24 protein-coding genes are annotated in these 23,048 nt (G+C 31.3%); 5 read left to right on the forward strand and 19 right to left on the reverse strand.

What is annotated here, in order from left to right:
- Positions 1–3 precede the first annotated feature (3 nt).
- Positions 4–93: an IS3 family transposase gene (locus ACWOA3_RS08475; RefSeq protein ID WP_455338259.1), complete on the forward strand. Its 90-nt coding sequence runs from the start codon at positions 4–6 to the stop codon at positions 91–93.
- Positions 94–180: 87 nt separating this feature from the next.
- Here the strand turns inward: ACWOA3_RS08475 and ACWOA3_RS08480 are convergent, their stop codons facing one another.
- Positions 181–1,077, reverse strand: coding sequence for a LysR family transcriptional regulator (locus ACWOA3_RS08480; RefSeq protein ID WP_456885319.1), 897 nt, complete (start codon positions 1,075–1,077; stop codon positions 181–183).
- Positions 1,078–1,437: 360 nt separating this feature from the next.
- Between ACWOA3_RS08480 and ACWOA3_RS08485 the strand changes: the two genes are divergently transcribed.
- On the forward strand, positions 1,438–1,668 hold the full coding sequence (locus tag ACWOA3_RS08485) for a hypothetical protein (protein ID WP_456885321.1): 231 nt from the start codon (positions 1,438–1,440) through the stop codon (positions 1,666–1,668).
- A 127-nt stretch (positions 1,669–1,795) separates the two neighbouring features.
- On the opposite strand, the gene ACWOA3_RS08490 is transcribed toward ACWOA3_RS08485, so the two are convergent.
- From ACWOA3_RS08490 to ACWOA3_RS08515, 6 genes are all read right to left on the reverse strand, one after another.
- Positions 1,796–3,667, reverse strand: a complete 1,872-nt coding sequence (locus ACWOA3_RS08490; protein ID WP_456885324.1) for a polysaccharide biosynthesis protein — start codon at positions 3,665–3,667, stop codon at positions 1,796–1,798.
- Positions 3,668–3,872: 205 nt separating this feature from the next.
- Entirely contained in the window at positions 3,873–4,124 is a 252-nt protein-coding gene (locus ACWOA3_RS08495; RefSeq protein WP_456885326.1) for a hypothetical protein, read from the reverse strand.
- Between the two features lie 2 nt (positions 4,125–4,126).
- On the reverse strand, positions 4,127–5,089 hold the full coding sequence (locus ACWOA3_RS08500; protein WP_456885327.1) for a CdaR family protein: 963 nt from the start codon (positions 5,087–5,089) through the stop codon (positions 4,127–4,129).
- Positions 5,090–5,100: 11 nt separating this feature from the next.
- Positions 5,101–5,907 carry a diadenylate cyclase CdaA gene (gene cdaA, locus ACWOA3_RS08505; RefSeq protein ID WP_456885329.1) on the reverse strand — a complete coding sequence of 269 codons (807 nt, stop codon included), beginning with the start codon at positions 5,905–5,907 and terminating at the stop codon, positions 5,101–5,103.
- 418 nt (positions 5,908–6,325) lie between these two features.
- Positions 6,326–7,426, reverse strand: a complete 1,101-nt coding sequence (locus ACWOA3_RS08510; protein ID WP_456885331.1) for an NAD(P)/FAD-dependent oxidoreductase — start codon at positions 7,424–7,426, stop codon at positions 6,326–6,328.
- A gap of 143 nt (positions 7,427–7,569) precedes the next feature.
- The gene (locus ACWOA3_RS08515) at positions 7,570–7,971 is read right to left on the reverse strand and encodes a DUF1310 family protein (RefSeq protein WP_456885333.1); all 402 of its coding nucleotides are present in this window, start codon (positions 7,969–7,971) and stop codon (positions 7,570–7,572) included.
- Positions 7,972–8,329: 358 nt separating this feature from the next.
- On the opposite strand from ACWOA3_RS08515, the gene pepF reads away from it, so the two are divergent.
- Positions 8,330–10,138 carry an oligoendopeptidase F gene (pepF, locus tag ACWOA3_RS08520; protein WP_456885336.1) on the forward strand — a complete coding sequence of 603 codons (1,809 nt, stop codon included), beginning with the start codon at positions 8,330–8,332 and terminating at the stop codon, positions 10,136–10,138.
- Positions 10,139–10,328: 190 nt separating this feature from the next.
- On the opposite strand, the gene proC is transcribed toward pepF, so the two are convergent.
- On the reverse strand, positions 10,329–11,120 hold the full coding sequence (gene proC, locus ACWOA3_RS08525) for a pyrroline-5-carboxylate reductase (RefSeq protein WP_456885338.1): 792 nt from the start codon (positions 11,118–11,120) through the stop codon (positions 10,329–10,331).
- Positions 11,121–11,263: 143 nt separating this feature from the next.
- Here proC and ung point away from each other — a divergent pair, with 143 nt between their 5' ends.
- Positions 11,264–11,950: a uracil-DNA glycosylase gene (ung, locus tag ACWOA3_RS08530; protein ID WP_456885339.1), complete on the forward strand. Its 687-nt coding sequence runs from the start codon at positions 11,264–11,266 to the stop codon at positions 11,948–11,950.
- Between the two features lie 412 nt (positions 11,951–12,362).
- On the opposite strand, the gene ACWOA3_RS08535 is transcribed toward ung, so the two are convergent.
- Positions 12,363–12,998, reverse strand: a complete 636-nt coding sequence (locus ACWOA3_RS08535; RefSeq protein ID WP_456885341.1) for a sunset domain-containing protein — start codon at positions 12,996–12,998, stop codon at positions 12,363–12,365.
- A gap of 137 nt (positions 12,999–13,135) precedes the next feature.
- Entirely contained in the window at positions 13,136–14,314 is a 1,179-nt protein-coding gene (locus ACWOA3_RS08540) for an acetyl-CoA C-acetyltransferase (RefSeq protein WP_456885343.1), read from the reverse strand.
- A 226-nt stretch (positions 14,315–14,540) separates the two neighbouring features.
- Between ACWOA3_RS08540 and ACWOA3_RS08545 the strand changes: the two genes are divergently transcribed.
- Positions 14,541–15,392: a hypothetical protein gene (locus tag ACWOA3_RS08545; RefSeq protein WP_456885345.1), complete on the forward strand. Its 852-nt coding sequence runs from the start codon at positions 14,541–14,543 to the stop codon at positions 15,390–15,392.
- A gap of 200 nt (positions 15,393–15,592) precedes the next feature.
- Here ACWOA3_RS08545 and ACWOA3_RS08550 read toward each other — a convergent pair whose 3' ends face one another.
- The 9 genes from ACWOA3_RS08550 to ACWOA3_RS08590 form a co-directional block, all read right to left on the reverse strand.
- Positions 15,593–16,519, reverse strand: coding sequence for a CsbD family protein (locus tag ACWOA3_RS08550; protein ID WP_456885347.1), 927 nt, complete (start codon positions 16,517–16,519; stop codon positions 15,593–15,595).
- Between the two features lie 25 nt (positions 16,520–16,544).
- On the reverse strand, positions 16,545–17,618 hold the full coding sequence (locus ACWOA3_RS08555; protein WP_456885348.1) for an Asp23/Gls24 family envelope stress response protein: 1,074 nt from the start codon (positions 17,616–17,618) through the stop codon (positions 16,545–16,547).
- Between the two features lie 26 nt (positions 17,619–17,644).
- Positions 17,645–17,806 (reverse strand): DUF2273 domain-containing protein, encoded by a 162-nt coding sequence (locus tag ACWOA3_RS08560; protein ID WP_003144288.1) that lies wholly within the window; start codon positions 17,804–17,806, stop codon positions 17,645–17,647.
- Positions 17,807–17,817: 11 nt separating this feature from the next.
- Entirely contained in the window at positions 17,818–18,396 is a 579-nt protein-coding gene (amaP, locus tag ACWOA3_RS08565) for an alkaline shock response membrane anchor protein AmaP (protein ID WP_456885353.1), read from the reverse strand.
- A 48-nt stretch (positions 18,397–18,444) separates the two neighbouring features.
- Positions 18,445–18,684, reverse strand: a complete 240-nt coding sequence (locus tag ACWOA3_RS08570) for a GlsB/YeaQ/YmgE family stress response membrane protein (protein ID WP_003147546.1) — start codon at positions 18,682–18,684, stop codon at positions 18,445–18,447.
- A gap of 511 nt (positions 18,685–19,195) precedes the next feature.
- On the reverse strand, positions 19,196–19,387 hold the full coding sequence (locus ACWOA3_RS08575; RefSeq protein WP_294682751.1) for a CsbD family protein: 192 nt from the start codon (positions 19,385–19,387) through the stop codon (positions 19,196–19,198).
- A gap of 427 nt (positions 19,388–19,814) precedes the next feature.
- Positions 19,815–21,083, reverse strand: a complete 1,269-nt coding sequence (locus ACWOA3_RS08580) for a hydroxymethylglutaryl-CoA reductase, degradative (protein ID WP_456885359.1) — start codon at positions 21,081–21,083, stop codon at positions 19,815–19,817.
- Between the two features lie 11 nt (positions 21,084–21,094).
- The gene (locus ACWOA3_RS08585; RefSeq protein ID WP_456885361.1) at positions 21,095–22,264 is read right to left on the reverse strand and encodes a hydroxymethylglutaryl-CoA synthase; all 1,170 of its coding nucleotides are present in this window, start codon (positions 22,262–22,264) and stop codon (positions 21,095–21,097) included.
- A gap of 291 nt (positions 22,265–22,555) precedes the next feature.
- On the reverse strand, positions 22,556–23,048 hold a 493-nt coding region (locus tag ACWOA3_RS08590; RefSeq protein ID WP_456885363.1), incomplete at its 5' end, for an IS3 family transposase.

A 23,048-nucleotide genomic window follows, 5' to 3' on the forward strand; every position in this document is an offset into this window, starting at 1 on the left:
TATATAAATTATTACAACAACAAGAGAATTCAATCAAAAACAAAATGGATGCCTCCTGTACAATACAGGATAACATCCACTTGTCTAAACTAAATATATATGTGTCCAGAATTTTGGGTACACATCATTTCTTTGAAATCACGATTTTTGAGTCACTCCCACTACCTTTTTCTATGTTTTCTACTTTTTCTTTATATTTTCTGAGAGTATATAGTCTATAAATATTTTTCCTATATCAGAAACATCTTCATCTTTTTTATGAGCAATTCCTACCTTGTACTCCATCTTTTCCGCTAACGGTATCCACTTCGTATTTTGGAATTGACTAATATCTTCGAACTCAGCAGGCAATATAGCCACACTATCAAAAATCGAAATACTCTTTACAAGAACAGTCCAATTATCATCGGCAAAAACAATGTTCGGTTCAAAACCCCTCTCCCTACACTTCACACAAATTTCATTTCCTAGGACATAATTTTTTGTAAGTGAACTTATTCTCACATCCTTTAGATCCTCAATAGTAATCTCTTCTTTATTTTCCAAAGGATGATTAGAAGGAACTACAATCGCAGCAACATACGAAGCCTTTTTTCTTTCAATAGGTTTCATAACAATATCTTTCTCATACTGTGGAAAAGAAAGTAATCCTAAATCTAGATCACCATTAGCAACCATCCTTTGTAATTGTTTCGAACCATGTTGAATTAGACTCAACTCAACCTTTGGATGTCTAGCTATAAAACTTGAAATTTCTTCCATGTATTGAATTGCAAATAATACTGTTAAACCTACCTTCAGCACCTCTCTACTTTCTTCACTAGATGCATTCATTTCATCGATTAAATTATTATATGATTTCAATAAAACAATACCTTTCTCATAGAGCATTTGCCCACTTTCTGTTAGCTCTAAACGTCTATTATTTTGCTCAAATAAAGTAGTTTTAAATTCCTTTTCCAATTTCTTTATTGCCAACGTTAATGTAGGCTGTGTGACAAATAATTCCTTGGCCGCTAAAGAATAACTTCTTTTATTCGCAACTGTAATAAAATAGTTTAACTGTCTAAATTCCATAAATACTCCCCCATCCTCTCAATCTCTTACAATATTATTATAACTTAAATAGTATTAATTTAACAACTACAACACAGTATTAGTTTCTTTAAACAGTATATCAAATTAAAACAACTAAAAAACACCAACTTCAAAAGTTTACTCTTTTGAAATCAGTACTCAATCATTATATCTTCTTTTAAGTAATGTTATGTTGACTACCTCTTCAAATAACATCACTAACTTTTATTATACCATAAAAACAATGATTTTATCAGTCTTTTATTTTTTAATATTTTGTGTTATGTTAAAAGTGCGGAGGATAATTCTTTCGTAATGTTGTTGGTAATTAAAACGCAATTGCGTTTCAGGGGGTATCTTATGTTTAACACAGAAAAAATTAAAAAAAGATATTACATATTTCTAGTATTCTATCTGTTATTTGGTATCGTACTATTATTAATATTAGATAGAGCAGTTAGTCCGGATTTTACACAAAAATATAAAACCATATTATCAGTGTTCCAATTTGTTTATTCAATCTTACCTATAGTATTATCTTGGGTTCTAACTAACTATATAGATAAAAAAACTAAAAACTTAGAAAAATAAAAATGCCACTCTCTACCACTAGCTAGTGGGGAATTCGATAAAATCGATTTCTTCGAAATCTTGATTTTCGAGTCATTCCTATGGCTAGAAAGAGCGATTCAAAATCATCTTTGAATCGCTCTCTTTTTTATCCATTATAACAATTTATTATCTCAAACAACTTGCTACGTATTTCTTCATTTGTTGAATGTCCTAACATTGATTTTAATTCGTTTAGTTTTCTATCTAATTCGTCTACATCAATGTCTAAAGTTGTATTTTTATAAATCATTTGGTTATCAGTCTTTTCACTACTTTCGTAGTCTAATGATAACTCTTCATACATCTTCTCACCAGGTCTTAGACCGATTTCTTCGACATCGATATCTTTATATGGTTCTAATCCTGATAGTTTGATTAAGTTTGTCGCAAGATCTATTATTTTTACGGGTTCTCCCATATCTAGTAGGAAAATCTCACCTTCACTTGCGTAATACCCAGCTTGCAATACTAACTGCGCAGCTTCTGGAATCGTCATGAAGTAACGAATAATATTTCTATGAGTAATTGTGATAGGTCCACCTTTTTTAATTTGTTCTTTAAAGATAGGAATTACAGAACCATTAGAACCTAGTACATTACCAAATCTAACCGCAGCAAATTTTGTTTTATACTTATTACCTTTTGATTGTAAGATAATCTCTGTTAAACGTTTCGAAGCTCCCATCGCATTCGTTGGATTTACAGCCTTGTCAGTTGAAATCATAATAAATCTTTCTACTTCTTTTTCAATCGCCACATCCATAACATTTTTCGTTCCGAAAACATTATTTTTTATCGCTTCTTGTGGACGGCGTTCCATTAAAGGAACGTGTTTATGTGCTGCCGCATGGAACACTACATCCGGTTTATACTTATCAAACACCTCAGCTAAAGCTGCTTTCTCACGAATACTTACTATTTCTGAAATATATTGTATATCGTTATATTCTTTACTATGTGATTTTTCAAAATCTAAATCACGCTCCAACATGTATAATGCATTCTCATTAACATCTACTAGAACGAGTTGACTAGGTTTGAATTTAAATATTTCTCGAACAATTTGGCTTCCGATTGAACCACCAGCACCAGTAACAAGAATACTCTTCCCTTTAATATATGAACGAATCTCACCTTGAGACAGTTTCACTTCACCACGTCCTAATAAATCTTCAATAGACACGTCTTTTAAGTGTTTAGAAATACTTTCTCCATCCTCTACAGCAATACCTGAGCTCATTACTTTAACAGTAACATTCGCTTCTTTTAGTACGTTTAATATTCTATTTTTATCATATGCTCCAATTGAAGGAATAGCTAAAAATACTTGTTCTACTTCGTATTTTGGAATAAGTTTCAGCATATCATATGTTGTTCCAACAACAGTAACCCCACTAATTACAGAGTTTTTTCTGTTATCATCAATAAGCCCAACTACATTGGCACGGAAAATATTGTTTTTAGATAGTTCTTTTAACAAGATATAGCCAGCATCTCCTGCACCTATTATAAATGTGTTCTTATAAGAATTAGCACCATATTTACCCGCTTCTCTTTCTCGTAAAGCACGGTAAAGCATTCTTATAAACATCATTCCTGCGATTATTAATAACGGTGAAAAAATCGCAAACCTAACATTTGAAAATGTATCAGGTAGCATATATTGGTATAAAATACTAGTGATTAAATCCCCTAGTACTACTGAAAAACAGATATTTACTATTTCATTTACACCTAAGTAAGACCATAGTGATTTATTAGTACCAAACAAATAAAAACTAATTGTATAAACCACAAGTGAAATCACTAAAAATTCGGCTATTTCTACGTGATGGTCATTCAACATAGAAAATGGATCCGAAGCCTTACCTAAAAATATAGATGCTACTACTCCAAATATTACCGTCAATAAATCCAATACCATAATTAGCTTAAATCTATGATTTATATATATTTTTGATGAAAATAATTTATCCATAACATCTCCTACTAATTCTTTAAACGAGCAAAGGGGTTAATTTATATAATCAAGATAAAACTTAACTACATACTATGTCGCAATAGTTTACAAATAAATACCCTACGAAATCATAGCTTTTACTTATCTAATAAACTTTGCGGGGGCGATTTAAAAACACGAATTCTAATCAGATTTCCAAATCTTCCCCCAAGCTCTTTATATTTTAATATAATCTATAACCGAAGTACCCTGCAGCTGCAATAATTATAAATAATATAACAATACTGACTTTTCGAGTCTCTTCAATTACTTTTATCTCTATTAACTTCTGAACTATTAATATCGTTATCGCCACAAAAATAGCTGTTTTTTTGACACTTTGGTTTTCTATAAACATAGTTCCTATTATTATAGCTAAGCTGAAAACCGTTATAAGCATATTAATAGCTAAAAACATCAATTTTTTGTCTGTCATCTTTATTTTTTCCTTATCTTGATCGTTACTTTAACAATCGGTGTATCTGTCGCTATTCTTATATTTTCTTTTGGATATATTTTTAGATTACTACGCTCTTCTGTTTCTTCTTTAACATCACTCAAGTCAACATCAACGAACATTTCATTAATTTTTGCTAATTCATTAGCGTCTTCCGCCCTAATAGTTACCTTAGAAACATCGGCAGTAGCACTAACTAACTCATATCCTGAAGGTAGGCTACCTATAGTATTTACTTCTAATGGCACTTCTTTTTCAATGTTTTTTAATTCAATACTCATAAGAGTTGAGTTCGGCTCTATTTGAATATCCTCTATTTTATTATAATCACTATCGTAAGCTACTAATTTAGCCTCTTCTCTAGTGTTTCTATTAATTTTCGTACGAGTATCACTCTCAGCTCGAACTTCATTTATTCTATTAAGGCTTTCGATTGCTCCAGAAATCTTAACAGTTTCATTCGTAACGCTAAGTTTATCTACTTCATATCCAATCAATAATCGCTCTTTTTTAACTATCGGCGTAACTCTAAACTCTCTAGTTGCTTTTTCCCTAATAGATATAGTTATTGTAGAAGGTTCTGCAGTCCCATCTACACCTCTTTCAAGTCCATTTATTTCAATTTTAACTTTTTGATCATCACCAATTTGAGCATTTCTAAGATTCAACTTCGCTTTGAAGTTCTTAGCAACACTTTCTTTCTGGACTTTCGTCTGTGATCCAGTTAATTTAACAGATACTGTATTAGGAATACCTACCACATACAATTTATCTTTATCATAATCAACTTCAAGTGGGATATCACTAACCCATGCAGTAGCATTATCGTTCGTATCACCTCCAAGAACTGAGAAATTCTTGAAATTTTCATTAACTGATAAGAACAATAGTATCGCTATTAAAAATGATATTAACTTTAACTTATTATTTTCTTTTAGTTGCATAATATCACCTCTTATCTAATTATTTTATCTTGCTGTTTCCAGTTTTTAGCTAAATATTTTGCTAAATCTTCTGTCGAAAAATCTGAAGTTAAAACACCATTTTGACATACACTAATTTTTCCTGTTTCTTCTGACACAGCAATTACTATAGCATCTGTCACTTCAGATAACCCTAGAGCTGCACGGTGCCTTGTTCCATAGCTACTAGCTATAGATCTATTATCCGATAGAGGAAGTACACAACTGGCAGCACGAATTTTATTTTCATCAATTATCATTGCACCATCATGTAATGGTGTATTCGGAATAAATATATTAATTATAAGTTCATTTGTAACCTCAGCATTAACTGTAATACCACTTTCTACATACTCATCAAGTCCTGTGTTATTTTCTAAAACTATAAGTGCACCTATTCTTCGTCGTGCCATATGTCTTGATGAATCAACAACAGCTTTGATTATATGTTCAGTAGAATTTTTTTGTACATCTTTATAATTAATATTGAAGATATTCGATAGCTGTACCCTTCCTATGTATTCAAGAGCACGTCTTAATTCTGGTTGGAATATAATCATTATTCCTAGTACTCCCCAAGTAACCACTTGTTCAAATATATATGTCATCGTTTTGAATCCAATAAAGTTAAAGAATATTTTCAATCCAATAACGATTAATATACCTTTAACAAGTTGCATACCACGAGTACCTTTTAATAAACTTAGTAATTTATAAACTAAGAACCAAACTAATAATATATCCAATAAATGAATAATTAGTGTAAGAGTACTTACTCCTGATGAGTATTCAGCTATCATAAATAATCTCCTTCCTTTGATTAATAATATCGTCAGCACGCAAAACAACATCTAATGCGTACAACAGTCCACTTTCAATTATATCATAAAATGCAAACGTTGTGCTATTTTTTTTATAAAAGAAAAGGGAGTGACTCAAAAATCGTGATTTCTTAAGAAACAAGATTTTGTCGAGTCACCCCCGCACAGTTTATTAGATATCTAAAAAGCTTTTATAAAGTGAATTTAGATATCAATAAATCACTGCGTCTATGAGTTTTTATATAAACTTTGTTAAAAATTTAGAACTTTTGAATCTACTTCAAACTTTTAGAATTATTATTTCATTTATATCAAAATTACAATATCATTATTGTAAAATATCTTATATTTAATTTATAGATTTTATAAAATCAATAATATACTACTAAAAAATGCTCTAATTATTTTTAATTTTTATATAATTTGCGATATTGTAATCTTGTGGGTCTAATTTTATATCATTTCCTAAAATTATATTCGCTACACTATAGCCAATTATTGGACCTGTAGTTAAACCAGAAGAACCCAATCCACTAATCGCATAAACATTTTTCAATGTTGGAACCTCGCCAAAGAACGGAGAATAATCACTAGTATAAGCCCTAATTCCAACACGTTCATTTATTGTCTGTGCAGTTTTTAATTCACCTAAGAAGTTCTCCGCTTCTTCACCAAAAGCATCGAGTTGCTGTTTATCAATAGTTAAATCAAAGCCCATATCATTTTCGTGTGTTGCTCCAACACTAACAACACCTTTTTCAAATGGAATAATATCCAATTCACCCTCAGGCATAATAACTGGATAAGATCCTGTATTTTCATCAGAAACTTTGTAATCCCTTAGTTGACCTTTTTGCGGACGAACATCAACATCAAAGCCAAGCGGTTCTAGTATATCTTTTAACCACGCACCAGTTGCAAGTACGATTAAATCAAAAGCCTGTCCATTAATCTCGTACTTATCTCCCACAACCTTTAGACTAACTTTTTCTTTAACGACATTGGCTTTCGAAGCAGAAAGTAAAGTATTAACGAATCGTTCCCCCTCTACTCGTCCACCGCCACTCGCATACAGTACGTCTCCATTGTTATCGAAGCTAGGAATGATTTTTTGAACTTCTTCTTTTGAGATTATCTCTAAGTCTCCTATCATTGGCGATAATTCTTTACGACTTTCAGCAAGTTCTTTTAACTCAGGTAACTTATCCTCATTTTTTTTCAGTAAATATACTCCACATTGTGAATAAAAGTCAGTATTATAACCATCAACTTCTAAGTCTTTAACTAATTTCAAATAAAAATCCGCACCTAACCTAGCCATCTTATACCAAGGTTTATTACGTCTTTTAGAAAACCACGGACTTATAATCCCAGCCGATGCTTTTGTAGCCTGACCTACACCATAATCGAAAACTACTATTTCATTTCGTTGTTCTTTTGACAAATAATAAGCACATGTAGCTCCTACTATTCCCCCACCTACTACTGCTATTTTCATAAGATACCTCGCTTTTTGTTTAATAAATCTACTAATTAAAATTATAACTCAAAAAATTTATAGAGTAAATACAGATATCACCCTCTCTACTCTCATCTATTAAGGAATATTTTTTCTATTTACTCTTATTTTTTTTTATTCTGTTACCTTCCATTATCCGATAAAAGTCCTGATAATTTTTCAGATGTTAGAATAGCTCTATGCTCTAAAGCACCTCTTTTAGAATCTTTATATAGAGCTGTCTTAACAGTAAGATCTTTATCATCATTTATTATCACTTTTATAGCTACATCATCTCCGGAATCTACTCTTGAATAATCCTCATCTATTTTATAACTTTTTATTTTCCCTTCTGGTATCAGAGCTTTTTTATCCAATAATTTTAGGATATGTTCTAGCTCTGTTTTTACCTCTTCTCCATGTATCATCTTTTCTACTTGATCTTCATGTTTTTTCACTTGATATTCATTCCAATATTTTTCACCTGTTATTAATATCGCTATTATTGCTATTACCGATATTATACTTATCAATACTTTCTTCATTTTCCTATCCTTCCTTTTCTACTAACTTTTCTAACCATAGTCGCCCTTTATAATTATTGCGTGGAAATATGTTTTATATTTCTATATATATTATTCTTTTTCAATTATACCATACTTCTCGCCATAAACGATAGAACTACAAACTCACTTATTATTTGAAATTAGTGTTCTATTTTACGCTATTCCTGTTCACCTTGTATCGACTTCTCTCGCGCTATTTATCGACACTTCATTCATTCTATCCTAAAAAAAATAATTAGCTTTACCTATCTACTATTATGTATTATAATTATTATTAAGTTGCTTATAGGCAACTATCAATCGATATAATTCGACTTATTTACACAGGAGGTAAACTATGACTGAAATGAAATTAATACCAAGAAATGAAGTCGAAGAGAAATATACTTGGGATATGACTCTTCTATACAAAACTGATGAAGATTTTAAAGCGAGCCTTGAGAATATTAAAAAAGAAATCTTAGATTTTAAGGCTACTTACGAAGGTAAATTAGCTGATTACGCTACTTTAGATACTGCTGTTAAAAAATACGAAGAACTTTATGAAGAATATTATAAACTATCTCACTTTGCTGAGTTACCGATGGCGGTGGATAGATTTAATGACAATGTTGTACAAAATGTAACACTATTTGAAGATGTTTCTACTTTATGGGCGGGAAACTTAAGTTTCTTCGATACTGAACTTGTAGGACTAGATGAAAAATTCATTAAAGATTTCGTGAAAAACTATCGTCCTGATTTAGAATACTACTTCGAAAAAATCGTTCAGGAGAAAAAACATACATTATCAAAAGAAGCTGAACAAGTAATCGCAAACTACGAGAGTCTTCCTGGTTACTACAATCTATATGAGGTAACTAAGCACGAAGATATGCAATTCGACAGCTTTGAAGCAAATGGAAAAATTTTCGAAAATAGTTTCGTACTATACGAAAACTTACACGAAATGGATAACGATACTGAAGTGCGCCGTAATGCTGCGAAAAGTTTTTATAAAACATTAAATGCTTATAAAAACACTTCAGCAAACGAGTATATTTCACAAATCAAAAAAGAAAAAATGCTTGCTACAATGCGTGGTTATGATAGTGTTATCGACTACCTACTAGCTGCTCAAGATGGTAACCGTGAATTATATGACCGTCAAATCCGTACTCTTATGACAGATTTAGCACCTCATATTCGCCGTTACATCAAACTTCTAGCGCGCGAGCACAAAATTGAAGATATGCAGTTTGCAGACTGTAAAATTAACCTTGATCCAGATTTCGAAGTTGATATGACTATCGATGAATCTCGTTCTTACCTTAAAAAAGCACTTGGTGTTCTTGGTGAAGACTACGTTAATATGATCGATGAAAGTTATGACAAACGTTGGACTGACTTCCCTCAAAATATCGGGAAAAGCACTGGTGGATTCTGCGCAACAGTTCCTAATGTAGCTGGATTTATCCTACTTTCTTGGACTGGAAAAATGAATGAAGTTTTCGTTCTTGCTCACGAGCTTGGACATGCATATCACTTCATGAGTACAGGGAAACACCAAACAATGTTAAACAACGATTGTCCACTTTACTTCGTTGAAGCTCCATCGACTTGTAACGAGGTTATCGTATCTAACTACCTACTAAAAACTAACACTGATGCTCGTTTCAAACGTTGGGTTATCAGCAACATGATTAGTAGAACATACTTCCACAATATGGTAACACACTACTTAGAAGCTGTTTATCAAGATAGAATCTACAAAATGGTAGATAACAACGAAATGCTTAACGCTGACGTTCTTTCTAAAGTTAAACGCGATATTATGGAAGAGTTCTTCGGAGATAGTTTAGTTGTTAATGAAGGTGCGGAACTTACTTGGATGAGACAACCTCACTACTACATGGGACTATATCCATACACTTACTCTGCAGGATTAACAATCGGTACAGCTATTGCTAATAAGATCGATAATGACAGTTCTTATGCCGACACTTGGTTAAATGTTCTTTCTAAAGGAAGCAGCATGTCAGCACTAGATCTTTCTAAACTTGCAGGTTGTGATGTAAGCACTGATGAACCACTTAAAGAAGCCATCGCTTATGTTGGTCACCTAGTAGACGACCTTTATAACTTAACAGATGAATTAAATAAATAAGGAGTGACTCAAAAATCGTTATTTCGTAGAAATCGATTTTGTCGAGTCACCCTCGCACAGTTTATTAGACATCCAAAAAGCTTTTAAAGCGAATTTGGATGTCAATAAACCACTGCGTCTATGAATTCTAATACAAACTTTGTTAAATTTTAGGACTTTTTTGGTCAACCTTTAATCATACTCTTATATTCTATTTCATTCTATCTAATTTATTGAAACAGGCTTTTTCACATTCTATAACTGAGCTGCGGAAATTCTTTTCTTCTAAAACTCTCACAGCTTCGATAGTACTTCCACTTGGTGAACATACATCATCTTTTAACTTACCTGGGTGTTCTTTAGTCTCTAAAACCATCTTCGCAGCACCTAAAACTGTATTTGCAGCTAGTCTATAAGCTACATCACGCTTTAATCCATTTAGTACAGCACCATCAGCTAATGCTTCTATAAATAAATATCCATACGCAGGACCTGAACCACTTAAAGCTGTTAAAGCTGCCATCTCTTTTTCCAATATTTCCTCGGAAATACCTAAATTATTTAATAGGTCTAATACTAATGTTTTTTCTTCAGCATTTACTAAAGAATTAAATACAACACCTACTACACCACTCCCTATTTTTACGGGTGTATTCGGCATAATTCTAACTATTTTAGTCCCTGGAAGTTTCTTTTCTAAATCATTTATTTCAACAGCTGCTGCCATTGAAATAACAATCTTATTCTTCAAACTAAGGCTCACTTGATCTAGCACTGCCCCTACTAAATATGGCTTCACCCCTAAAAATACAATATCACTGTTTTCTACTACTTGTTCTAGACTCTTACAGAATACAGCACCTGTTTCTTCAGCAACATTTCTAGTACTTTTATCCGAAGAATTTCTCACAAAAACATCAGTACTACTAACTTTACCACTTCGAAGTAGTCCTTCTAAGATAGCTTTTCCCATATTTCCTACACCGATAAAACCTAATTTCATACATATTCCTCCTGAGTATTTGTTAATAACATTATATCATACTCCAAACACTTATGTTTTAGACAAGTTCAATCAGAACTATTTTAATAAAAATTTAACTGTGTTATACTTTTATAACAAGTAGTTATTCAAAGGAGTTTTATATGCACAGCAGTTGGGAAGAAATATTCAATAATTATCCAAAAATAGATGAATTAAATAACATGATAAAAGAAATAGATGAACAACGTCTTACTAAAACTATCTATCCGCCAAAAGAACAAGTTTTTAGAGTTTTTGATCTACCATTAGAAGATATTAAAGTCGTAATATTAGGACAAGATCCCTATCACAATCCTAATCAAGCCTGTGGTTTAAGTTTTTCGGTAAACGATGATGTTCCACTACCTAAAAGTTTAATAAATATCTATAAAGAACTACATGATGACTTAGGTATTATACCAGCAAAAACAGGGAACTTAGAATCTTGGTTCAAGCAAGGTATATTTTTACTAAACGCTGTGCTAACGGTAGAAAAAAATTCTCCAGCAAGTCACAGTAAAATGGGCTGGGAGGATTTTACGGATTACATAATTGAAAAAATTTCAGAAGAAAATGAAAATGTAGTTTTTGTTTTATGGGGAGCCTATGCAAGAAGCAAAAATAAACTAATTGATCCTTCAAAACACAAAATTATTGAATCAGCTCATCCAAGTCCACTATCCGCATACCGTGGCTTTTTTGGAAGTAAAGTCTTCTCTCAAATTAACAGTTATTTAGCTGAAAATGATAGAGAAACTATAAATTTTGAATTAAAAATGAGAACAAACGAGCAAATTTCATTTTTTTAAAAAGCAAGAAAAATTTTAAGTATATTTTAAGTACAAGGTATATAATAATTACCTGAACAAAAGTAATAATATTTCATTCTTAACGACACTTGTCGTTTCTCCCTTTTAAGTTTGAAATTATTTTTGTTTAAACCAATATTTCGGTTAATTCTTTATGATATTAACAGATAATAAAACTTTTTAATTTTTTTCATAATGTGGCTTGTCGCTCCCTAGGCAAGCCATTCTCCCTTTTAAAGAGTTGAGAGACTCTTTTGTTATTTGTATATAAGATTAGATATAAACAAGCAAGAAATTGCTTAGAACTTAATTTAGTTCACTAAAAAAACGTGTTCCCCAAACACGTTTTTTTATTTTACATTATTTCTATGTTTAAACAAAAAATCCCAGACAATAAATGTCTGAGATTTTTTTATGCAGCTCTTCTATATCCTGCTCTTTGAGCAGCTTCTTCTGAACTGAAGACTAATAGATTTCTTGCTGCAACATTGTTATAAGAAGGATGTGTCGGTGTGTAATAAACTCCACTCTTTCTACTAGCTCTTACTACTACCTTTTTAGGTTGTTGTTGTTTATTTTGTTGAGTTTGAGTTAATTGAACAGTCTCATTTTTTGTTCCATCCTGTTCATCAATTTTTTTCTTAGAAGCAGGAGGTGGAAGAACTTGTTGTTGTTCTTTATTCTCATCAGAATTATCTTCTTTTTTCTCTTCTGAAGACTGTTCTTCTAATTTTTTATCACGTTCTTCTTTTTTCTCTTGGACAGTTTTTCTTTGTTCTTCTTTTCTAGCTTCACTGAAATGATTCGTCATTAACATAGTTAACATCATTACAAGTGCACTTACAACACCTAATACTACTTTTTTCAATCGCGTTTTACGCTGAATTAATTTTACAATAGGTGGATATAATAATATTAAACTTAGTACAAAGACTATTACTGCATATCTAATGCCATGTGTAAAAACCATACTAAGTGATATTATCATAAACACTAGAAAGATAAACCACAAAATAACTTGTCCATGTTCTTTTATGAATTTATTCACAATATTTCCCCTTAAAAATAATCACTTATCTATTTTAACACTTTCTTCACTAATAAACAATTATTTTCATAAATAACTTTAATTTTATTGAAATATTAGGCTTTTCTTAGAAATATATATTTATATAAATCATATAATTAGTTTCTAGAAATCACCATAGCTATCCCTTGACCTCCTCCAATACAAAGCGAACAGACACCTTTTTCTTTATCATCATTTATTAGCGCATGAACTAAAGTAACTAAAACTCGGCATCCACTAGCTCCGATTGGATGTCCTAGTGAAATAGCTCCTCCACGCGTATTTACTTTATTTTGATCTAGATTTAATAGACGAGTTACAGCTATTGATTGGGCAGCAAAAGCTTCATTCATTTCAAATAAATCTATATCTTCTATGTTTAAATTCAATTTCTCTAACACTTTTTGTGTCGCAGGAACTGGACCTAAGCCCATCACCTTATTATCTAATCCTGCCGAAGCATAACCATCAATATAAGCAAGAACTTCTAATCCTAGTTCTTTAGCACGAGTTTCACTCATTAAAATAACACAGGCTGCACCATCATTTATTCCTGATGCATTTCCTGCTGTTACAGTTCCATCTTTTTTAAAGGCTGGTCGTAATTTAGCTAAACTTTCTAATGTTGTATTCGGACGAACAAATTCATCTGTATCAAAAATAATTTCTTCTCGTCTAGTTTTAATAACTATCGGTGCTATTTCGTTAGTGAACTGATTGTTTTCAATAGCTGCGGCTGCTTTTTTCTGACTTGAAAGAGCAAATTCATCTTGTTCTTCTCTTGTTATACTATATTGTTCTGCAATATTTTCGGCAGTAATACCCATATGATAGTTTTCGAACGCATCTGTAAGACCATCGTTTATTATAGTATCTTCTAATTCAAAACTGCCTAGTTTTTGTCCGAAACGAGCATTCTTTGTATAATGAGGTGCTGCACTCATATTCTCAACACCACCACAAACTACTACATCATTATCCCCTAGTAATATTGATTGTACCCCAAGAACAACACTTTTCAGCCCTGATCCACAAACCTTATTTACAACAAAAGCGCTTTTTTCTTTTGGAATACCTGCATTAACTGCGATTTGACGTGCTACATTTTGCCCTAAGCCCGTCTGTAAAACATTACCGAATATTATTTCATCAACTAGACTTGGATTAAGATTTATACCTTCTAATGATTGTTTTACAAGTTCTCCACCGATTTTCGCAGCAGAAACATCTTTTAAACTCCCTCCAAAACTTCCTATAGCAGTTCTTTTTGCACTTACAATAACAACTCTATTCATGTATTTTATCTCCTAATTTGATTTTCTAGTATATTTTACTATAAAAACTAACGTTGTTCAAATATTGTCTACACTAGACTATATTTATCGAAATTTTCATTTTGTAACACTTTCTAAATTTATTTGTAATGTAAATGTAATATATTTGTAATAAAAGGTTGATTTTTGTAATTTTTAAATGTATAATATAAATATAAAGAAGTTATACAAAAAGAAGGTGAATAACATGAACAAACTTCTAAAAACAACAGGTATATTTATTTTAGGAATTGGATTATTAACAGGATGTACAGATAAAGTAGCAAAAAAAGTAGATACTAATGACAATATTACTACTGAGGAAAGTCCAGCTTCTTTAGCTAATTTACAAAAAGAAGTTGAACATGTTACTCAAGTTAACAATAATAACAATAATATTAAAGATAATAACAATACTAATAATGGTATAAATAAAAAAGTTACAACAAAAGTAACTACTTCTTCTAAACAAAATATTCAAAACAATAATACTCAAGCTTATAAACATGATTTAGCTAAAGCTGGGGAAATTTTACAACCTATGGCTTATGGAATGTTAAACTTACAAGGAAGCAGCACTGCAAATGTTGTAAGATACATCGCTAGTAATGATGGTAGCGATAATGTAGTAAAACAAATAAACTTAACTAAAGTATTAGATTTACTAAATACATATAACGCTCAAACATTCCAAAAACAAGATGTATTACAAAGATTACAAAACGATAAAGAAATTGAATTTGTACAATTAAACAACCATGTTGCTGATTACAATAAAGAAAACTTAGAAAAATTAATGAATCACAAAAATAAAGTAGTGTACTTCGCAAAAGATCAAGTATTCCTAGCAAAAAGTGATATTGGCTACGGTGGTGCTACTGATGCAATCTTTATGCCAGTAGAAAAATGGGATATTAAAGGTGATAGAGTTCTTATCCCATACGTAAATGTTGCTACAAGAAAACCTGTAGGTATGATGACTCTTCGCTTGAACAATAAAAATTATACTAGCGGAGCTAATAGAACAATGTACTACGTAGAAAGATTTGAATTATATTAAAAGAACATAAAAACATCGTCATTTCACATGGCGATGTTTTTTTGTGTTAAACTAAAATCGATATCCAGCGGAGCTACTTAATATAAAAACAGGCAACCGACTTAAGTTCTACTTTAGTCAGTTGCCTATATAAATTTTTATTTAATATTATTTAGATTTACTAGTTTCCTAATGAACGGATTTACTAAATATTAGTCTTATTATTTAACCATTTTCTTTACATCTTCAATAGCATCTTCTGCTGCGTCTTTTACATCTCCTGCCACTTCTTTTACTTTAGAAAATAGTTTTCCAGCGAATCCTTCTTCTTCAACAGCTTCTTTAGCGTCTTCTGCTTTATCTGCTGCTTCATCTTTCACGTCTTCTGCTACTTCTTTTGCGTCTTCTACTTTATCTTCTACAGCATCTTTTACATCTTCTGCTACTTCTTTTGCATCTTCTACTTTATCTTCTACAGCATCTTTTACATCTTCTGCTTTATCTGCTGCTGCGTCTTTCACGTCTTCTGCTACTTCTTTTGCGTCTTCTACTTTATCTTCTACAGCATCTTTTACATCTTCTGCTTTGTCTGCTGCTGCGTCTTTTACGTCTTCTGCTACTTCTTTTGCATCTTCTACTTTGTCTTCTACAGCATCTTTCACATCTTCTGCTTTATCTGCTGCTGCGTCTTTCACGTCTTCTGCTACTTCTTTTGCGTCTTCTACTTTATCTTCTACAGCATCTTTTACATCTTCTGCTTTATCTGCTGCTGCGTCTTTTACGTCTTCTGCTACTTCTTTTGCATCTTCTACTTTATCTTCTACAGCATCTTTTACATCTTCTGCTTTGTCTGCTGCTGCGTCTTTTACGTCTTCTGCTACTTCTTTTGCATCTTCCGCTTTATCTGCTGCTGCATCTTTTAATTCTGATGCTTTTTCTACTACTGCATCTTTCACATCCGCTGCTTTATCAGCTACTACACTAGCTACATTTTTTACACCATCAAATGCATCTTCTGCTACTTCTTTTACTTTTGAAACTACTTTTTCTGCGAATCCTTCAGCTTGTAATTTCTCGTTACCTGTTAATTTTCCTAATCCTTCTTTTACTGAACCTTTTAATTGATCAAATTTGTTTTCTAATGACATAATAGTGCCTCCTAAATATTACTTTTTATTTATCTTTTTTTACCATGTTTTTTGCGCCGTCATAAGCATCTTCTACGGCATCTTTAGCATCTTCTGCTGCTTCTTTCACTTTTGAAAATAGTTTTCCTGCGAATCCTTCAGCTGCTTTATCTGATGCTACTTCTTTTGTTTCTTCTACTTTATCTGCAGTCGCTTCTTTTGCATCTTCTGCTTTTTCTACTACTGCTTCCTTAGTTTCTGATGCTACTTCTTTCGCTTCTTCTACTTTGTCTACAGTCGCTTCTTTTGCATCTGCTGTTTTTTCTACTACTGCTTCCTTAATTTCTGATGCTACTTCTTTTGTTTCTTCTACTTTGTCTGCAGTCACTTCTTTTGCATCTTCTGCTTTGTCTATTACTGCTTCCTTAGCTTCCGATGCTACTTCTTTCGCTTCTTCTACTTTGTCTGCAGTCGCTTCTTTTACATCTGCTGCTTTTTCCACTACTGCATCTTTTACATCTACAGCTTTGTTTACCACTGCATCTTTCACATCTACAGCCTTATCTACAACTACTTCAGTTGCATCTCCAACTTTCTCTTTAACTGTTGAAAATCCATCACTTATACCTGCTTTAGCTGCTGTAAAGGTATCAGATGCAAATTCTCCTGTTGATTCAACAACATTAGATACACGATCTTGTAAACTTACTGAGTCTGCTTCATGTTGTTCTTTAGTTTTAATATCGATTACATTGACATTAACTTCTACAACCTCTAACCCTGTCATTTCATCAATATCAGTTGTAATCACTCGTTTAATTTCCTCAAAGATTTCAGGAACATTTTTCTTATACTCTACTATGATATTTAAATCAACAGCTACTTGTTCCTTACCTACTTCAATATTAACACCTGATGTAACATTATCAGTATTAATTAATTTATCTGTTAAATTCGAGAAAAAACCACCATCAACTGCTAGTAATCCTGGAACATTTTCTAAAGCTTGACCAATAATTTTTTTGATTACATCATTATCAAATGTCAATTCACCTTTAGCTTCACTATTACTTGTAGTTAATTCTTTTTTTTCTACATTATTTTCATTTGGATTAGACATATATCTTTTCTCCTAATTACAAATTTTTATATTTTATTCTTTATATAATATCCTGTTACAATTCCTAGTGCAGCGAAAATCAAAACAAAAATAGTTTTGAAAAATCCTAAGAACAGAATTAAACAAGCTAGAAATGCTCCCAATAATCCTGATACAACAGTGTATTGATGTTTTTTTAGCCATTCCATAATTTATGTCCTCACTTTACACGACTTGTACTCTTTTTAGTTACTTTTTTCTGAATATCTGAAACAGAAATCTTAAGTTTTACTGCTTTATCTATACCGAAAAACTCAACCAATCCATTTTTTATTCCATCTCGAATCTGATCACTCTTCTGAACAATACTCTCTGAAGAAGCTGATTCTCCTTTTATATTAATACGGCATTTATTTCTTCTATTATTTATTTTTACCGACGGATTATTAATTAATCCTTGCTCAATCACTAAATTTTTAACAAATCCTTCAATAGCTGAATTTGTTAGTGATAATTTACCACCTTTATCAGATAGTTTTACTTCTAAATATTGTTTAGGATAAAATGCTATTACTAATATTGAAAGAATTATCAATGTTGATAATACTAATGCTCCCCAGAAAATATATCTAGAAAGATAAAATTCTAAAAAAGAAAATTGTTTCCAATCGAATAATTGTAAATCTAAAAATTGTGGATCTAATCCGCTAACATTATGATACTCTATCATAATAGGAACCATAACCGTTAAAACTAATAGACAAACAATAATAGAAATTATTTTTTTTGTTTTAGACATTTTAAACCTCCTTTCAAAAATTGACTATTCATTTTAGAAAAAAATTATTTAAGATTTTTTCCCAAAGAATATTGATACTATAGTTACTACAATTGCCGCACCTAAGATAGAAGGAATTAACGCCATTCCACCTAGGCTTGGACCCCAAGCTCCAAATAATGATTGTCCTACTGATGAACCTACTAAACCTGCGATAACATTAGAAACGATACCCATGGCTCCACCTTTTTTTGTGATTCCGCCAGCTACAAAGCCTATGAAACCACCTACTATAATTGACCAAATCATAATTATTTCTCCTTTCCTTAATTATTTTATATAAATATTTATATACTAATAACAAATATTTATTATAGATATGATATATCACTTTTAATTTTAAATCAATATAACTGCTCACAAAATTTAAAAAAGTTTTATAATTTATGTTAAATTACTAATCAATCAATGATTAACACAGATTTTTACATAAATATATATTTCAAAAAATTAATTAAATTTTGTTATAAAAATAGAGTTTATCTTCATTTTAAATTATTATTTTTAATATTTTAAGTAGAAACAAATTCCAACTCTCTATATAAAACAGTTTTGTTAATTTTAATTTATAAATATTTTTTAGAAATATTTGTAATTAATATAATTATTTATTACCCTTTAAAATTTGTATAAAAAAATAGGTGATTGGCCAAGTTTTCTTTACTTCCGTCAATCACCTATAGTACAAAAATATTGAATCTCTTCCTTCGTTACTTCAATTTATCCATATCCTAACAAAAGAATTCAATAAACATTCGTCTTATTTTAATTTGTCTTTAACACTGTCGATAGCGCCTTCTACTGCATCTTTAGCACCTTCTGCAGCTTCTTTTACTTTAGAAACTACTTGTTCTGCTAATCCTTCACCTTCTAACGATTTATCTCCAGTTAATTTTCCTAAACCTTCTTTAACTGATCCTTTGATTTCGTCGAATTTGTTTTCTAATGACATAATCTTGCCTCCTGTATATTACCTATCAATTTTTCTATAAATCGAAATTAAATATACTTCTCTTTAAATATTTTTTATAGATATTAATTTGTTAATTTCTATACACTATATAATATATCATTTTAAATTATTAATCAATCTAATTGCTCACAGAATTAAAAAAATTTTATTTTTTATCATGAAACAGCCTAAACATTTGCTAGAAACAGAATTTTTACTATATTTATACAATAATAAAAAATCTTATAACAACGGCAATTTAACTTTATTTTTAAAATATTTCTACTATAAACAGATTCTTCTATTCTTTTTTAACAGTTTATTGAGATTAAATTTATTAATCTATTTTAGATTTATTCATAGAGTATGTAGAACTTACTTAAATTATCAAATAAGAGAGACTAGGAATCCTAATCTCTCTTAAACGTTATTTATTGTATTTCTTTACTATTTTTTTAGCACTAGCTAAATTCATATGTTTTTCTTTTCTTAACTCTTCTACGACTGATTCAATATTTTCATTAGTAGCTCCAGCTAAAATCGCTAGAGATTTAGCATGTAACTTCATATGACCTTTTTGAATACCGTCTCCTACCAACGCTTTTAATGCTGCTAAGTTTTGAGCTAACCCGACAGAAACAAGTATACTCGCTAATGTTTTCGCGTCTGGATTATTTAGTAATCCTCGTGCAACTTTTACAGTAGGGTTAATTCCGATAGATCCACCTACACTAGCAACCGGCATCGGTAACGCGATTTCTCCTACAAGCTCCTTAGACGCTTCATCACAACGCCAAGTAGAAAGCCCTTTGTAGTTACCATCTTTAGTTGCATAGCTTTGGCATGCCGCTTCTATAGCTCGCCAGTCATTACCACTCGCTATTACAACACTATCAATTCCGTTAAATATACCTTTATTATGAGTAGCAGCTCTGTAGACATCTGCTTTGGCAAATTTACTCGCAAGCTCAATTCTTTTAGCTAAATATTCTCCATTTTCTCCTAAGTTTTCAAATGGAATAGAACATTCTGCTGTAACTAGTGAACGTGTCGCATAATTCGATAAAATCGCCATAAGAGCTACACCCTCAGTTAATGACTCTAACGAAACTTTAAGAGCCTCTAGCATTGTATTTAGCATATTTGCCCCCATCGCTTCTAAAGTATCGACGATAAGGTAAACTACTACAAAATCTACACCTTCTTCTGATAGAACTTTGACCTCAATATCACAAGCTCCACCACCTCGAGCTACGATAGATGGATATGCTTCGTTAGCTGTTTTTAGAAGAAGTTCTTTACTCTGTAAAATACGTTCTACAGCTAAGGTAGTATCTGCTACATCGTATAACGCAACATGACCAATCATTTTTCTATCAAGGATTTCCGTTTTGAAACCACCAGATTTCGCTACTATCTTCCCGGCATTACTACAAGCTGCAACTACCGATGGTTCTTCTGTAACAAATGGTACTACATATTGTTTTCCATCAACAGTAAAATTTGGCACAACGCTAAAAGGTAATGAGAAAGTTCCTATTACATTCTCTACCATGTTATTAGCCGTATCAAAGTCTAATACTTCATTATTTTTAAGAAGTTCAAGATGCTCCTTACTTAAAATATCAGCTTGTTCAATAACTTCTAAGCGTTCATCAATATTTTTCTTATAAAATCCACTCCAAATTTTTTCCATAGTTCCCTCTATTAAAATTGTTTTTTATAAACTCTCTTGTGATTTTCAATTTTTTCTAAAACAAATCTGCTTTCATCTTGAATATCAGAAATATCTAAGTTTCCTTCTTCATCAACTGTAGTATCTCTAAAAAACATTTTCTCATATTCATCAATTGAAATACGTGTTCTACTGTCAAAATCGTCAAAACGATTATTTCTTAGTTGTTTTCTATAACCATCAACTAAAGTCATACTAAATACTTCCGCAACAGCACCACTTCCGTAGCTATATAATGCAATCTTATTACCCGCTTCTAAAGTAGTATTGTTCTCAAGTAAAGATAACAGTCCTAAGAATAATGATCCTGTATAAATGTTACCTACTCGTTGACTATATAAAATAGACTCATTAAAATGAGCAAGTAATTCTTCTTTTTTATCTTCTTCAGCTTGTTCTAATAATAAACTTAAACCTTTTAATCCTAATTTAGGATATGGTAAGTGTAGACATACTGCAGAAAAATCATTAAGATTCTGTTTCGACTTTTCAGAGAATCTTCCCCATGTAGTTGTTAAACAATCAAGGTATTGTTCTGTTGAGAATCTTCCTTCTACAAAGGCATAGTGCGAGTAATTAGGACGCCAAAAGTCCATAACATCACGAGTTAAACAAACATTATCGTTGTTAAGTTCTAATATTCTAGGGTTACTGCTAACTAACATCGCACAACTTCCTGCACCTTGTGTCGATTCACCAGATGATTCAACTCCATACTTCGCTATATCACTAGCTATAACTAGTACTTTTGATTCTGGATTATTCATTACATGATTTTTTGCAAAATCTAATGCCGCTGTTGCCCCGTAACATGCTTCTTTTACCTCAATAGCACGTACAAATGGTTGAATATCTAAAAGACCGTGAATAAATACCGCAGAAGCTTTACTTTGGTCGATTCCAGACTCAGTTCCTACGATAATCATGTCAATTTTTTCTAAATCATCTTTATCTAATATTTCATATGCAGCTTGTGCCCCAAGAGTTACGATATCTTGAGATACCGGTGGAATACTCATTTCAAGTTGTAATAAACCTTTTGTAAATTTATCTGGTTCTATTCCACGCGCTGCGGCTAAATCACGAATATCTAAATAATAATTTGGCATTGCAAAACCAATTTTATCTATTCCTATTTTCATTATCAAATTCCTTTCGATTAAAATTCGAATCATTCATCTATACAATTTTTTCCAACTATAATTATACTATTAAACTATTAAAAATTAAAGTCTAACAGCCATATATTTCCTATCATGATTAAAATAATTCATGCAAATACTATTGTATAAAATTTTCATGAATTAGTCCATAGATAGCCATTAAAAATTACAGAACTTAGGTCTATCAATTATAAAATATAAATGGGAGTGACTCAAAAATCGTGATTTCGTAGAAATGATGTGTACCCAAAATTCTGGACACATATATATTTAGTTTAGACATGTGGATGTTATCCTGTACTGTACAGGTGACATCCATTTTGTTTTTGATTGAATTCTCTTGTTGTTGTAATATTTTATATATTCAGATACAGCTTTACTAAACTCTTCAAATGACATGTAAACCTTTTCATAAGCATAATATATCTCCGTCTTCATTCTTCCAAAAAGTGATTCCATGATACTATTATCATAACAATTTCCCTTTCTAGACATCGATTGAATGATTCCATGTTTTTTTAACTCACTTCTATAGTGTGAATGTTGATACTGCCACCCTTGATCAGAATGCATAATTAATCCTTCTGTATTTGGAAATTTATTAAATGCTTGTTCTAACATCCTTTTTATCTGATTTAAATTTGGATGTAAAGATAAATCATATGATATTATTTCATTTGTATGCATATCTAGAATCGCTGAAAAATAGCACTTTCCCCATGAAAAATTGAATTGTGACACATCTGTAGTCCATTTCTGTAAA

This window comes from Gemella taiwanensis (assembly GCF_054054385.1).

Coding starts and splice junctions, on each gene's coding strand:
- ACWOA3_RS08570 (WP_003147546.1), bottom strand. CDS start 18,684: ATGATTTGGTCAATTATAGTAGGTGGTTTCATAGGCTTTGTAGCTGGC.
- ACWOA3_RS08485 (WP_456885321.1), top strand. CDS start 1,438: ATGTTTAACACAGAAAAAATTAAAAAAAGATATTACATATTTCTAGTA.
- ACWOA3_RS08585 (WP_456885361.1), bottom strand. CDS start 22,264: ATGAAAATAGGAATAGATAAAATTGGTTTTGCAATGCCAAATTATTAT.
- ACWOA3_RS08490 (WP_456885324.1), bottom strand. CDS start 3,667: ATGGATAAATTATTTTCATCAAAAATATATATAAATCATAGATTTAAG.
- ACWOA3_RS08500 (WP_456885327.1), bottom strand. CDS start 5,089: ATGCAACTAAAAGAAAATAATAAGTTAAAGTTAATATCATTTTTAATA.
- ACWOA3_RS08515 (WP_456885333.1), bottom strand. CDS start 7,971: ATGAAGAAAGTATTGATAAGTATAATATCGGTAATAGCAATAATAGCG.
- ACWOA3_RS08510 (WP_456885331.1), bottom strand. CDS start 7,426: ATGAAAATAGCAGTAGTAGGTGGGGGAATAGTAGGAGCTACATGTGCT.
- ACWOA3_RS08550 (WP_456885347.1), bottom strand. CDS start 16,519: ATGTCATTAGAAAACAAATTTGATCAATTAAAAGGTTCAGTAAAAGAA.
- proC (WP_456885338.1), bottom strand. CDS start 11,120: ATGAAATTAGGTTTTATCGGTGTAGGAAATATGGGAAAAGCTATCTTA.
- amaP (WP_456885353.1), bottom strand. CDS start 18,396: ATGTCTAAAACAAAAAAAATAATTTCTATTATTGTTTGTCTATTAGTT.
- ACWOA3_RS08555 (WP_456885348.1), bottom strand. CDS start 17,618: ATGTCTAATCCAAATGAAAATAATGTAGAAAAAAAAGAATTAACTACA.
- ACWOA3_RS08560 (WP_003144288.1), bottom strand. CDS start 17,806: ATGGAATGGCTAAAAAAACATCAATACACTGTTGTATCAGGATTATTG.
- pepF (WP_456885336.1), top strand. CDS start 8,330: ATGACTGAAATGAAATTAATACCAAGAAATGAAGTCGAAGAGAAATAT.
- ACWOA3_RS08480 (WP_456885319.1), bottom strand. CDS start 1,077: ATGGAATTTAGACAGTTAAACTATTTTATTACAGTTGCGAATAAAAGA.
- ACWOA3_RS08580 (WP_456885359.1), bottom strand. CDS start 21,083: ATGGAAAAAATTTGGAGTGGATTTTATAAGAAAAATATTGATGAACGC.
- ACWOA3_RS08545 (WP_456885345.1), top strand. CDS start 14,541: ATGAACAAACTTCTAAAAACAACAGGTATATTTATTTTAGGAATTGGA.
- ACWOA3_RS08575 (WP_294682751.1), bottom strand. CDS start 19,387: ATGTCATTAGAAAACAAATTCGACGAAATCAAAGGATCAGTTAAAGAA.
- ACWOA3_RS08495 (WP_456885326.1), bottom strand. CDS start 4,124: ATGACAGACAAAAAATTGATGTTTTTAGCTATTAATATGCTTATAACG.
- ACWOA3_RS08540 (WP_456885343.1), bottom strand. CDS start 14,314: ATGAATAGAGTTGTTATTGTAAGTGCAAAAAGAACTGCTATAGGAAGT.
- ung (WP_456885339.1), top strand. CDS start 11,264: ATGCACAGCAGTTGGGAAGAAATATTCAATAATTATCCAAAAATAGAT.
- cdaA (WP_456885329.1), bottom strand. CDS start 5,907: ATGATAGCTGAATACTCATCAGGAGTAAGTACTCTTACACTAATTATT.